Source organism: Paenibacillus sp. NPDC057886, assembly GCF_042796655.1.
Lineage (GTDB): Bacteria > Bacillota > Bacilli > Paenibacillales > Paenibacillaceae > Paenibacillus.
This window is the reverse complement of the sequence record NZ_JBHVMZ010000002.1, coordinates 117227-130164: the sequence shown is the minus strand read 5'-3', so window position 1 is coordinate 130164 and position 12938 is coordinate 117227. Positions and strand designations below refer to the sequence as shown.

The following is a 12938-nucleotide window of genomic DNA, read 5'->3' as shown; positions in this document are numbered from 1 at the left end:
GCAAAACTAGCAGGCTTGTAGGAGGGGAACGTTAAGATGAACAAAGGACGCGTTGTGAGCATCATGGGTCCGGTTGTTGACGTCGAGTTTGATCGCGGCGGTCTGCCGGAAATCCTCAATGCCATTACGATCACTACAGTAAGCGAAAGCGGCGTAAGTGTTAATCTGACACTCGAAGCTTCGAAACATCTGGGTGACAACCGGGTACGTTGTATCGCGATGTCCTCCACGGATGGACTCGTTCGTGGTATGGAAGCCGTAGATACAGGAGCTCCAATCTCTGTACCTGTTGGGGAAGCGACACTGGGTCGTGTATTTAACGTACTCGGCGAAGCCATTGATACTGGTGGCACTGTAGCTGCTGAACATAAAAAACCGATTCACCGCTCGGCTCCTGCATTTGATGAACTGACTACCCAGGCTGAAATGCTGGAGACAGGAATCAAAGTTATCGACTTGTTGGCTCCTTACGCCAAAGGTGGTAAAATCGGTCTCTTCGGTGGTGCCGGTGTAGGTAAAACAGTAACGATTCAGGAATTGATCAACAACATCGCACAAGAACACGGTGGTATCTCCGTATTCGCAGGTGTTGGTGAGCGTACACGTGAAGGTAATGACTTGTATCACGAGATGAGTGATTCCGGCGTTATCAACAAAACAGCGATGGTCTTCGGACAAATGAACGAGCCTCCAGGCGCACGTCTTCGTGTAGCCCTCACAGGTCTGACCATGGCGGAATACTTCCGTGATGAAGAAGGCCGTGACGTGTTGCTCTTTATCGATAACATCTTCCGTTTCACCCAAGCAGGTTCAGAAGTATCTGCCTTGCTCGGACGTATGCCTTCCGCGGTAGGTTACCAACCAACGTTGGCAACGGAAATGGGTCAACTGCAAGAACGTATCACTTCGACCAAAAAAGGTTCCGTAACATCCATCCAGGCTATCTACGTGCCTGCGGATGACTATACTGACCCGGCTCCAGCAACGACGTTTGCCCACTTGGATGCAACGACGAACCTGGAACGTAAAATTTCCGAGATGGGTATCTACCCTGCGGTAGATCCGCTCGCATCAAGCTCCCGGATCTTGTCCCCTGAGGTTGTAGGCGAAGAGCATTACAACGTAGCTCAAGGCGTTAAACGCATCTTGGCGCGTTACAATGAATTGCAGGATATTATTGCGATTCTTGGTATGGACGAGTTGAGTGAGGAAGATAGAGCGCTCGTTTACCGTGCTCGTAAGATTCAACGTTTCTTGTCCCAGCCTTTCCACGTTGCTGAAGCATTTAACGGTATTCCGGGTAAATACGTTCCGGTTAAAGAAACGGTGCGCAGCTTTAAAGAAATTCTCGAAGGCAAGCACGACGATCTTCCGGAAGCAGCTTTCCTCTTCGTGGGTACGATTGAAGAGGCAGTGGAGAAAGCCAAAACACTGGTATAATCTGAATCCAGGATTGTCCTTATGAAGCGAGCTATCCTTCGGATAGTTTCAGGAGGGATGGAATTGAGCACCTTTTTGTTGGAAATCGTAACACCTGAGCGTCTGGTATATTCAGAACAAGTGGATAGTATCACGGCTCGTGGTATTGAAGGGGAACTGGGCATTCTGCCTGGCCATATCCCTATGGTTACACCTTTGCAGATCGCACCGATCTATATCAAAAACGGAAAAGAAAACAAACGCGTTGCTATTGGTGGCGGGTTTATCGAAGTCCGTAAGGATAAGGTTGTTGTACTGGCAGAGAGTGCCGAATTCCCGGAAAGCATTGATGTGGATCGTGCGCGTGCAGCGAAAGAGCGGGCAGAACGTCGGCTCGGCAGCCAAAGCAATCAGGACCACTTTGATCACCGCCGGGCAGAGATTGCTCTGCAAAAAGCGGTTAACCGGATCAACGTATACGGTAAATAAACCTATTCATTGGAGCCTGGCGGCTTAGTCTGCCGGGCTTTTTTGAGTTTTCGGAGCATTATCTTTTCCATTTACAGTAAAATATATGGACATTTTCTTCGGTTGAAGCACTTGATTTAACGGAAAATAAAGTTAATTGTATTCACCGTTTATGGGCAGTTGAATAGAATGTAGGACTAAAGTCTTGGCGATAATGATCACTGGTGGAACCATTTTTAACGACGGAAATCTAAATTATTTCCGAGGAAATGACAGGATCGATATCGAAATAACGCTCTTTTATGTCGTTTTAGTCACAAAATCCCGGCATTTTGAATTTAAAATATTATCAAAGTGGAAATCAATGTAATTGACAATGTATGATGAAAGAGCCTATATTCCATAGAGTCAGCAGATGCAGGAAGCTGCGTTGATGAATTCCATAGTCATTCACAGCCAGATTGTTGCTGCTCCGTGATTGGGCATCCAGATTTCCTGCATAGCAGGAGTAAGTCTGACAGTAGGCTCAGTGTGTTGTGTTCAAGTCGTTCCATTGTTTTAACAAGTTATGGATGCCAGGCATAATTATGCTGATCGCTGCAACAAATGTGGAGGTAATGAATATATGGATACTGACCTGACGAATCAGTTGAACCAGACATTAAGTACAAATGGCTTAGTCTCGATTATCGTCTCTCTTTTATGTATAGCGTTGTCGTGGTGGGCTTTGCAGAATCTCAAGCTGGATTTAATCATTAGGCAGCCACGAGGAGCACAGGGAAGACTGTTACATTTACTGTTAGCCATTATACTTGGGCATGCTGTATCAGGCTTTGTCACTGACTATTTGTCATGGACACAAATGTTGCGCCATTTGTTTTAATTTTGAGATGGTTGGTTAATCATCTGTTAGGTTCTTCAAGCAGTGTAATGTCGAATAACATCGATTAATTGTGTTAACAATTAGAGTATGAGTTGTCGGCAAAGAAATTAAGAAAAAAGTGTGACGTGAAATTGAATGAATTTGAGATGGTTTATGTAAAAATGCTTGTATCGTACAATTCATCAATGTTATGATGGAAGTTAGGGAATTCATAATTGTTCACTTATTTTGTGGTTATAAACGGGATATCCGGTTGAATCCGGCTAATAATCATCCCAATCTGTCTGTTCAGATGCTTGCTGGCCTGTAAGGCATTACATTTACAAGTCGGAGGGCATCATGCAACGCACGTGGTATCATCGATATGGATCATAAACCAATTCTTTTCTGAATAGACATCAAGGGCATTATTTGCCAGGCTATGTCGAAATTCCACACACAGCAACAGTCTTTTCTATTACAGAAGGGCTCACGTATTCCGGAATGAAGAAAAGGGAATAAAAGCGCGGAGGGAACCATGATGAGCAAATTTATCGTCCGCGGTGGCAAAAGGTTGACCGGAAGTGTCAAAGTTAGCGGCGCTAAAAATTCTGTTCTTCCGATCATCGCTGCCTCTCTCTTAGGGGAAGAAGGACAAAGCGTTATTATTGACGCTCCTCCTCTAGACGATGTGATGACGATTAACAAGGTGTTGGAATCGCTGGGAGCGGGTGTTACATACCGGGACGAAGTGATTACCGTAAATGCGGAGAAACTTACTTCCTGTGAGGCACCGTATGAATGGGTAAGTAAAATGCGGGCGTCTTTTCTGGTCATGGGGCCATTGTTGACGCGTATGGGTCATACAAGAATTTCGCTTCCTGGTGGATGTGCCATCGGTACACGGCCTATTGATCAGCATTTGAAAGGTTTTGAAGCCATGGGCGCTGAGATCAGCTTGGGCCAAGGCTATATAGAAGCTCGCAGCCAAGGACGGTTGCGTGGCGCGAAAATTTATCTGGATGTGGCTTCCGTAGGTGCCACTCAAAATATTATGATGGCTGCAACATTGGCTGAAGGTGTAACTGTTCTGGAGAACGCGGCAAAAGAACCAGAAATCGTGGATCTTGCCAATTTCCTGAATGGAATGGGCGCAAAAGTACGGGGTGCCGGAACAGGAGTCATTCGCATCGAAGGTGTGGAGAAACTGTCTGGCGTGAAGCACACCGTAATTCCGGATCGGGTTGAAGCAGGTACCTACATGGCTGCTGCTGCAATTTCCGGTGGTGATGTGTATATCGAAGGTGCGATTTCAGACCACTTGGGTTCTGTTATTGCGAAGATGGAAGAGATGGGTGTAACCATTCATCCTGACGAGAATGGCGTTCGCGTTATTGCGGATCGCCCGCTCAAGGCTGTGGATGTAAAAACATTACCATACCCAGGCTTCCCTACTGATATGCAATCCCAAATGATGGCGCTCTTGCTTGCCTCTGAAGGAACCAGTGTTGTAACAGAGACTGTTTTTGAAAATCGCTTCATGCATGTGGATGAATTCCAATTGATGAATGCGGAGATCAAAGTTGAAGGACGCTTGTCCATCATCACGGGCAATGCCAAGCTGAAGGGTGCAAAAGTAACAGCTACCGATTTGCGTGCGGGTGCCGCACTTATTATCGCGGGTCTTGTTGCTGAAGGTACAACGGAAGTGGGCGGTGTTCATCACATCGACCGTGGCTACGTACATCTCGCTGAGAAGCTTAACGGTCTTGGAGCCGATATTTATCGTATTTCGGTTGAAGAGCCTAAGCTGGATGCAGTTAAAGCATCGAATGAAAAAGTCGGGGAAGAAGTACCGCTTTTCAAAGTACAACCGACTTGGGCTTAACCTCGAATAGGACAATGGACGTTGCTCTTGTAGTATGAATCGCACATCAGTTGTGAATTGCGGATATGAGAGCATACGTACTGTCATGTAATTAAAGATTAAAAGCTAAGCCATCCGGCTTGGCTTTTTTTGTGTTTAACGATCAACTGGATCAGTACCTGATTCTATTAATAGCTGGTCCTAACTTATATAGCATAACATCGTATTCTGTACCAATTCTGAACAGAATGAAAGAGCATGCTTTTTGAGGGACGGGTGGTTCCATATGGAACGGGATTCCGCGACAGATCAACGTTTTTCAATAATACATAGCAGGAGTAAGTTAGAAATCGCCACATATGGAATGCCTTCGTTTCTCTTAAATCAGGTTCTATCAGATCCAACCAGCTCATACCCTAAACTATGGATTTGAACAAAAGGACCGGCGCTTGACCGGCCATGGACAACGGAGGGTTATATCAAAATGAAAGAAGCCCGTGTGCAGGTTAAGGTACCTCTTGTCCCTCGTCCACTAGTGAAGGAACCAGAAGAGATTGCTGGTGATTTCGGTGTGGAAAAAGACAAGCTTGCTTCAACGAACATCAGAACTGTTCCAGAAGAGCCCATAACAACATCTCCTAGACGGCCTGGCTCGAAACAGGAGTCAGCTCAACACACTGCGGCACGGATACACATGCCTGTCATTGAATTAGACCAGTTTCGTCGTGTGAAGCGCCGCCGAATGCGTACGTTCGGCCGAGGTCGCAGATGGGGTAAGAACAACACTCGCTGGCAGCCAGCAGCGGCTGTATCGGCAGTACTGGCGCTTGCGCTGTTGATCCCCGCCATTCTGGTCTGGCCGCGGACGAATGATCCTATTAAGCCGATCCCTGTCCCGCCAGGTACAGGCAGTGTAACGACTCCAGCACCTTCTCCAGCTGTACCCGTTACCTACCCTGAACCTCAAGTAAGGGTGTACCTGTCTGCAACCGGTACGACGATGAATCTTCCGCTTGAAGATTATGTTACCGGAGTAGTCGCTGCCGAGATGCCAGCTGAGTTCAGATTGGAAGCTCTGAAGGCACAGGCCATTGCTGCAAGGACATTTATTGTGAGAAGGTTGGCAGCAAACGATACAAGTGGTGTGCCTTCAGGAGAAGCTGATGTAACGGATACCGTGAGTCATCAGGTGTTCATACCACCAGAACAAGTGAAAGCGGACTGGACGCGTCTAGGGAAAGCGAAGGAATGGGAGAAGCTGCAACAGGCTGTCCGCGAAAGTAAGGATGCCGTCATGACATATCAAGGCAAGGCGATTACCGCATCCTTTTTCTCCACAAGTAATGGATATACGGAAAATGCAGAGGATGTCTGGGGGAACCCTGTACCCTATTTACAAAGTGTAGCGAGTCCGTGGGATAAAAACCTGGCTCCGGGCTTTGAAGAAACCATCACGATGAAGCGCAGTGAGATTCTCCAAAAGTTGAATCTGGGGGTGAATGCCATCCCTGTGAGCGCGCAGCAGAACGGTGGCTGGATGGAAGTATTGTCTACAACGCAAGGCCATCGGATCAAGGAGATACAGATTGCTGGTAAAACGTTTAGTGGGCCGGAGGTTCGAAAGCTGCTTGGGCTGAGATCCAGCCAGTTCAGCTGGAAGACCGATGGAAACGAGGTCCAGATTACAACGTATGGATATGGTCATGGAGTCGGCATGAGCCAATGGGGAGCCAACGGCATGGCACAGGAGGGTCACACCGCGACCCAGATTCTCAAACACTACTACACCGGCATCTCCTTCGGACAGGCATCCAAGATGCTAGCCTCCAAATAGGCCAACATGGAAGTCGGTATCGTCCAGGCCATTTGATTTGACCAAACGTTAGTCTATTAGCAGTAATGGGGTCACTGATAATATAAAGCGAGGCATCGCAGGCAATCTATGAAGTTGCTAACCTAAAATCAAAACCCACCGTTTGCTCTACCAATGAACTTAAAACTATAAAGCCATTTTGAATCTAACAAACTCAATTTATAAGGATTGGCTGTTAAATCCAATCCATGTATTTCTGTCCACCACCCCTTCCGGAGCTTTCAAGACTTGGCTATATATGCGGAGAGTGTGCCAGACGTACGGGGAGCGCAGGAGACAGAAAAGACCTGTAGAAACGAAGTGTCCGCCTTTACTACCGGATTTCACCTTTGAAGAAGGTAATAGAAGAAATCCGGTAGTAACCAGCGGTCGAAAGGTTTTCTGGCCCCGAAGCGGCGCACAAACTGAGCGCATCTCCTAACTTATATAGCACTCTTTGAAAGTTCCGTGAAAATAATTAGAGTCGCGCGTGTATAAAAGAGTTGCACCCGGTAACACTTGTTACTGAGGTGATCATGATGAATGAACAAAACAAAAAAACAGTCCAAGGAGAAACTCCTAAAACAACTCAAGGAGTACCGGCTAGCCAGCCCTCTTCATGGAAAAGAGCAATGTCCAAACGTTGGGTCTTCCCGGCAGCCTACATCGCAGCAGCAGGCATTATACTAACCTTAGTGTGGGTCTATCAGGGCACAGGCGAAAAAACGCTGAACTCCGACCCTACAAGTGGGGTAGTAGAAACGGGCGCATCGGGTACAGAAGGAACAGCGGTTAACGGAGAACAGGAAAGTGTGGAGGTTGTTGCAAAGTCGGAGAATTTTGTATGGCCGGTAGCGGTTCCGTCAGAAATTTCGGTAGTAAAACCTTTCTATGACAACGAAGCTTCAACTGAGGAACATGAAGCAGCGATGGTGCAGTACAATGACACATTTATTCCGAACACGGGTGTAGATCTGGCACGCGGTGATAACAAAACGTTCGAAGTCAAAGCAGCACTCGGCGGCAAAGTTACCCGGGTCGAACAAAATCCGCTGACAGGTCAAGTTGTGGAAATCACACACAGTGATAACCTCAAGACCGTATACCAAAGCCTAGCTGACGTCAAAGTGAAGCAGGATGATGAAGTGAAGCAAGGAGATGCAATTGCATCGGCTGGCGTTAATGAACTGGAAAAAACGCTGGGCAATCACCTTCACTTTGAAGTTTACGAAGACGGACAACCGGTTAACCCGCAAGGATATCTTCCGGAAAAATAAATGATTTTTACCGCAGCAACATGACGGGCAGAGGGAATTCTCCTCTGCTCTTTTTGTGCTTTTCAGAAAATAATGGGACCTTCGAAGCTTGTCACACCTTTAAACCGCGAATATATAGGCATGCTCCTCATATAATGTACCAAACTATCCACACAGTAGGGAGGCGGGAGCGTGCACGATTACATCAAGGAACGGACCATCAAAATTGGTCGCTGCATTGTTGAGACGAGGAATACGGTCCGTACCATAGCCAAGGAATTCGGCGTGTCAAAGAGTACTGTGCATAAGGATCTGACGGAGCGTCTGCCGGAAATTAACCCTGATCTTGCTGACCAGGTGAAACACATTCTGGAGTATCACAAGTCCATCCGTCATTTGCGGGGCGGTGAAGCGACCAAAATTAAATACAAAAAAACAAGCGGTAAAAAACGCGAGGTGCTGGCTTCCGCTAAATCGTAGGGACCTGCGGAAAGACGTAGGCCAAAAAGCTCACACATGCATTGAATCCCTCCCCTGAAGTATGATATGTTAAAAGCTGGTACAGGATCGAATTATGACATCTTATCAGCCCGATTTTTACATATATATGTTGCACTTTGTCGAACGAGCGGTGACGTGATAAGGGACTCTTTTTCACAGGATACGCTGACCAAATAATATCACTTTGGGGGCTCTTTTATGTTTAGCAAGGATATCGGTATTGATCTTGGCACGGCGAACGTGCTTATTCACGTGAAAGGAAGTGGGGTTGTCCTCGATGAACCTTCCGTCGTGACCATTGAAAGCGATACGAAGCGGGTCCTTGCTGTTGGGGAAGAAGCGCGTCGTATGGTGGGGCGTACTCCAGGTAACATTGTTGCCATTAGACCGCTGCGTGACGGTGTTATTGCGGACTTCGAGATTACGGAAGCAATGCTTAGACATTTCATTAATCGTGTGGGAGCAAGAAGCTGGTACAGCCACCCGCGGATTCTGATCTGTGCACCAACCAACATTACTTCCGTGGAGCAGAAGGCTATCCGTGAAGCTGCTGAGCGCAGCGGTGCCAAAGAAGTATTTCTGGAAGAAGAGCCGAAAGCGGCAGCGATCGGTGCGGGAATGGATATTTTTCAGCCGAGCGGCAATATGGTCGTGGATATCGGCGGCGGAACGACTGACGTTGCAGTCCTGTCAATGGGCGACGTAGTCACCGCCTCTTCTATTAAAGTTGCAGGGGACAAGTTCGACGAAGCGATTATCAAGTTTATCAAAGCTAAATACAAGCTCATGATCGGTGAACGTACAGCCGAAGATCTCAAGATTGCGATTGGTTCCGTGCATCCAGGCGGACGTCAAACGGAGATGGACATTCGCGGTCGGGATATGGTATCCGGTTTGCCTGTTACCGTAACGGTGTCGGGAAATGAAGTGCAGGAGGCGCTATGGGATTCCGTGCAATCCATCATCGTTGCAGCCAAGTCGGTATTGGAGCGGACGCCACCAGAATTGTCGGCGGACATTATTGATCGAGGTGTCGTGTTGACAGGGGGAGGCGCTTTGCTGAACGGACTGGATGAACTGTTGTCCAATGAATTGCATGTACCGGTGTGGGTTGCAGAGGATCCGATGCATTGTGTCGTGAAGGGGACTGGCATTATGCTGAATAATTTGGATCAAGTGGTTAAGAAAAAGTTCTAATCTGCCGATATAAAAAGCAAAGGTTCGCCCAAGCTCGGGAAGCAGAACGGACAAGCAGCCATCCTGTGATGCAGGGCGCTTGAGGAGAGGGGTTAATTCATGTTAAGAGGTCTGTACACCGCTACCGCGGGAATGATAACGCAACAACGCCGCCATGACACCGCAACGCAGAATATTGTAAATATGAACACAACGGGATATAAACAAGTGAACAGCGTAAGCCGTTCTTTCCCTGAAATGCTCATTACTTTGGTAGGCGGAGATGCCAATCTTCCGACAAAGCGGCTGGGCAAGCTGAACACGGGTGTGTTCGCTGAAGAAAGTTTGTCCATGAATTTGCAGGGAGCCATTATGGAAAGTGGGCAAAAGAGTGATTTTGCCATTTCGTCCAATCTGGCCGTGAATGATCCACAGACAGGACAACCTGTCCCGTTTGACGGTTCAGGCAAATTTGTACGAGCAGATGGCACAGTAACCTACCAACCTCAGGCGTATTTTACGGTACAGGATGCAGAAGGCAACACAAGATATACGCGTGATGGTCACTTCGAGGTTACAGGAACTGGACAGCTGCTCAGCTCAACAGGTTCACAAGTTCTGGATAATAATGGACAACCTGTTGTGTTGACAGGCTCGGTAGACCAATTTAAAGTGGATGAGCAAGGTCGTCTTGTCAATGCTGAGACGGGTGCACCCACAGGAGTTACATTGGGAATCAGCGTCATCAATCAACCCAACCAACTGGTACGTCAAGGCGATGGTAATTTCAGCCTGAATGATCAGAATGGAGCTACCGCTCGGATGATGGCTGCCGGTGATAATGTGCAGATCCGTCAGGGCTACCTGGAAGGTTCGAATGTGGATGCATCACAGGCAACTGTAGATATGAACGCAGCATTCCGTGCATATGAAGCGAACCAGAAGGTCGTACAATTCTACGACCGCAGTCTGGATAAAGCCGTCAATGAAGTTGGGCGTGTATAACGCCGACATAATCATATAGCCGCGTAGCGGAGAGCCAAACGCCCTTTGCGAAGCAAAGCAGAGAGGCTCACGTGAAGCGAAGACTATGCGCAGCCGAGCTTATGCGAGGATTGCGCAGCATTATCCCAAGCGCAGCGACGGTCTCGACAGCCCTTTGCGGAGCAAAGCAAGGAGAGACCACGCGGAGCGCAAAAGCGTAGACGCAGCCGAGCCTGTGCGAGGATTGCGCAGCATTATCCCAAGCGCAGCGACGGCCTCGACAGTCCTTTGCGGAGCAAAGCAAGGAGAGGCCACGCGGAGCTACCTGCCGCACAAAGAGCGTGCCCAGCTAATATTTAGCCATGTTAAACCATGGCGTAAATATTAGCTGGGCAGTCGCGGCGCACACATACCACCGTCGCTTAGCAAGATCGTACCCCACGCACCCACTCCGCCTGTTTCGGGCGTCCAGAGGGCAGCGCCATCTGGGGCCCTCCCTACCAGGGAGGGTTTGGGAGGGTGAAAACAGGGAGGGTAACCACCGTATGAATAATTCCATGATTAGTGCAATGGTCTCCATGACCGGAATACAGCAGCGTCTGGATGTCATTTCCGATAATATTGCCAACGTAAATACGGCAGGCTATAAGAGTAAGCAAGCAGCCTTCGAAGATGTACTGACACGTGTGCAGCAGCAGCCGGACAAGTACAAGCTGGATGGACGCTCGACCCCGATGGGATACAACCTCGGGTTTGGCGTACGTTTGGCTGATGTGACAAAGGATATGACTCAGGGTACGCTCAATGAGACAGGCAATCCTACCGATCTGGCGATTGAAGGCAATGCGATGTTTGCCGTTGAAGCAAATGGTGAGAAAATGTGGACGCGTCAGGGTGCATTCCATTTTGTTCCTGACACGAGACCCAAAACGAATCCCAATGCACCAGATATGATGGTATTGGTCAATGGCGAAGGCTACTTTGCATTGGATCGTCAAGGTAATCGCATTACAGCACCGAATAACAGCAAGGTTGCTTTTGATGAAAAAGGCAATCTGTTGATCCGTCGTGGCAATGAAGCCAATGCAACGATTGGAGCCCAACTGCAACTCGTAGATATCGAGCGCCCGGAGGGGCTTGTGCAGTATGCGGATAACCTGTTTGGTCTGAATGCGGGCCTAACCGAGGATGATGTATTTGGAGCCAATGCAGCTACACGCGAAGCGACAGCCATGATCCATGCAGGCTACATTGAACAATCCAACGTGGATTTGACACAGGAAATGGCTTTGCTGATGCAAGGACAGCGGACTTACCAACTGGCGGCACGTGCGCTGACATCCAGTGATTCCATGGCGGGTCTTGCCAACAATATGAGAGCATAAAAGGTGAATGTGATGACAGATACACAGCAGCAGAACAGCAAGCCGGATAAGACGAAAGTCAAGAAGAAGAAGAGTGGATGGCGCATCGCAAGATGGTTTCTGGTTCCGGTCCTGCTTGTTCTTGCCCTCGCTGGCGGATTGGTGGCTGGCTACGTGGTACTGGGCAAACAGGATATCGGTTCCGTATTGCAGTGGAGTACATGGGAACATGTATATGATTTGGTGTTCGCTCCGTAGATGAACGATATATGCGAAAACTCCTGCGCAGGCAGGAGTTTTCTTTTTGGCGTTGAAAACAGTATAATGATGGATGACGTTTGACGTCAAAAGAGGCCTCCCCTGCGAAAGACATTCGTCATCGCGAAGAGAGACCCCTTATCTCAACCTTCACTACTGCAGTCATGAAGGATATAACTAGTGTTAACCCAAAAAGTGTTTTTCATACAAATTAAAATTAAAACCCATTTATATGAGCATCGACTTCATAATAGGGGTGTCCATTTTAGCGCTGGAACCAGTGAAGGGGACGGAATCGATTCTGAAGAAGCGAAGCGCTCGCCTTTGTTTCCAAATGTTATACATTTAAAAATAGTTCAGTAAACATTCGGAAACAACAGCGATCGAAAGAACGATCCGTAACCGTAACGGCCACCATCCGCACACACGGCCAACTATTATTGAGAAACCTCATATAAACATCCCGAGAGGAGATTATACTGTGCTCGATATCAAACAGATTCAAGAGATTATTCCACACCGTCCCCCGTTTCTGCTGGTGGACAAGATTGTAGAGTTAGAGGACGGCAAACGTGCCGTTGGTTTGAAAAATGTAACCATTAATGAACCTTTCTTCATTGGTCACTTTCCAGAGTATCCGGTAATGCCGGGTGTGTTGATTACAGAAGCACTGGCACAGGTCGGTGCAGTAGCCATTCTTAATTTGGAAGGCAACAAAGGCAAAATCGGCTTTTTGGCGGGACTGGACAATTTCCGATTCCGTGGACAAGTTGTGCCTGGAGATACCTTGATGCTGGAAGTGGAGATTACGCGTCTCAAAGGTTCAATTGGTAAAGGCAAAGCTACAGCCAAAGTAGGCGATAAAGTGGTAGCTGAAGGCGAGATCATGTTCGCACTGTCTGACCCAAGCTAATGATTGTATAGTTCAGCA

Annotated in this window: 12 protein-coding genes; all 12 read left to right on the top strand. The window is 47.9% G+C overall.

The window, feature by feature from the left end:
- Positions 1 to 36 precede the first annotated feature (36 nt).
- The 12 genes from atpD (at position 37) to fabZ (ending at position 12920) form a co-directional block, all read left to right on the top strand.
- Entirely contained in the window at positions 37 to 1440 is a 1404-nt protein-coding gene (gene atpD / locus ACFVQB_RS07765) for a F0F1 ATP synthase subunit beta (RefSeq protein ID WP_379436630.1), read from the top strand.
- Positions 1441 to 1503: 63 nt separating this feature from the next.
- Positions 1504 to 1908, top strand: a complete 405-nt coding sequence (locus tag ACFVQB_RS07760; RefSeq protein ID WP_053782848.1) for a F0F1 ATP synthase subunit epsilon — start codon at positions 1504 to 1506, stop codon at positions 1906 to 1908.
- Between the two features lie 604 nt (positions 1909 to 2512).
- On the top strand, positions 2513 to 2770 hold the full coding sequence (locus tag ACFVQB_RS07755) for a DUF1146 family protein (RefSeq protein WP_379436625.1): 258 nt from the start codon (positions 2513 to 2515) through the stop codon (positions 2768 to 2770).
- A gap of 520 nt (positions 2771 to 3290) precedes the next feature.
- Positions 3291 to 4637, top strand: a complete 1347-nt coding sequence (gene murA / locus ACFVQB_RS07750; protein ID WP_379438050.1) for a UDP-N-acetylglucosamine 1-carboxyvinyltransferase — start codon at positions 3291 to 3293, stop codon at positions 4635 to 4637.
- 463 nt (positions 4638 to 5100) lie between these two features.
- Positions 5101 to 6450: a stage II sporulation protein D gene (gene spoIID / locus ACFVQB_RS07745; protein ID WP_379436622.1), complete on the top strand. Its 1350-nt coding sequence runs from the start codon at positions 5101 to 5103 to the stop codon at positions 6448 to 6450.
- Between the two features lie 557 nt (positions 6451 to 7007).
- Entirely contained in the window at positions 7008 to 7745 is a 738-nt protein-coding gene (locus ACFVQB_RS07740; RefSeq protein ID WP_379438047.1) for a peptidoglycan DD-metalloendopeptidase family protein, read from the top strand.
- Between the two features lie 171 nt (positions 7746 to 7916).
- Entirely contained in the window at positions 7917 to 8204 is a 288-nt protein-coding gene (gene spoIIID, locus ACFVQB_RS07735) for a sporulation transcriptional regulator SpoIIID (RefSeq protein ID WP_024632710.1), read from the top strand.
- Positions 8205 to 8423: 219 nt separating this feature from the next.
- Complete coding sequence (gene mreB, locus ACFVQB_RS07730; RefSeq protein ID WP_076287598.1) at positions 8424 to 9422, top strand: rod shape-determining protein; 999 nt, start codon at positions 8424 to 8426, stop codon at positions 9420 to 9422.
- A 99-nt stretch (positions 9423 to 9521) separates the two neighbouring features.
- Positions 9522 to 10406 (top strand): flagellar hook-basal body protein, encoded by an 885-nt coding sequence (locus ACFVQB_RS07725; RefSeq protein WP_379436617.1) that lies wholly within the window; start codon positions 9522 to 9524, stop codon positions 10404 to 10406.
- Between the two features lie 524 nt (positions 10407 to 10930).
- Entirely contained in the window at positions 10931 to 11770 is an 840-nt protein-coding gene (locus ACFVQB_RS07720) for a flagellar hook-basal body protein (protein ID WP_379436615.1), read from the top strand.
- A 12-nt stretch (positions 11771 to 11782) separates the two neighbouring features.
- Complete coding sequence (locus ACFVQB_RS07715; protein ID WP_024632706.1) at positions 11783 to 12007, top strand: DNA-directed RNA polymerase subunit beta; 225 nt, start codon at positions 11783 to 11785, stop codon at positions 12005 to 12007.
- A gap of 481 nt (positions 12008 to 12488) precedes the next feature.
- Entirely contained in the window at positions 12489 to 12920 is a 432-nt protein-coding gene (gene fabZ / locus ACFVQB_RS07710) for a 3-hydroxyacyl-ACP dehydratase FabZ (RefSeq protein ID WP_063567749.1), read from the top strand.
- Positions 12921 to 12938 lie beyond the last annotated feature (18 nt).

What these genes read in the sequence shown, in the direction of transcription:
- atpD (WP_379436630.1), top strand. Translation starts at nt 37, where the DNA reads ATGAACAAAGGACGCGTTGTGAGCATCATGGGTCCGGTTGTTGACGTC.
- ACFVQB_RS07755 (WP_379436625.1), top strand. Translation starts at nt 2,513, where the DNA reads ATGGATACTGACCTGACGAATCAGTTGAACCAGACATTAAGTACAAAT.
- murA (WP_379438050.1), top strand. Translation starts at nt 3,291, where the DNA reads ATGAGCAAATTTATCGTCCGCGGTGGCAAAAGGTTGACCGGAAGTGTC.
- spoIID (WP_379436622.1), top strand. Translation starts at nt 5,101, where the DNA reads ATGAAAGAAGCCCGTGTGCAGGTTAAGGTACCTCTTGTCCCTCGTCCA.
- ACFVQB_RS07740 (WP_379438047.1), top strand. Translation starts at nt 7,008, where the DNA reads ATGAATGAACAAAACAAAAAAACAGTCCAAGGAGAAACTCCTAAAACA.
- mreB (WP_076287598.1), top strand. Translation starts at nt 8,424, where the DNA reads ATGTTTAGCAAGGATATCGGTATTGATCTTGGCACGGCGAACGTGCTT.
- ACFVQB_RS07725 (WP_379436617.1), top strand. Translation starts at nt 9,522, where the DNA reads ATGTTAAGAGGTCTGTACACCGCTACCGCGGGAATGATAACGCAACAA.
- ACFVQB_RS07720 (WP_379436615.1), top strand. Translation starts at nt 10,931, where the DNA reads ATGAATAATTCCATGATTAGTGCAATGGTCTCCATGACCGGAATACAG.
- ACFVQB_RS07715 (WP_024632706.1), top strand. Translation starts at nt 11,783, where the DNA reads ATGACAGATACACAGCAGCAGAACAGCAAGCCGGATAAGACGAAAGTC.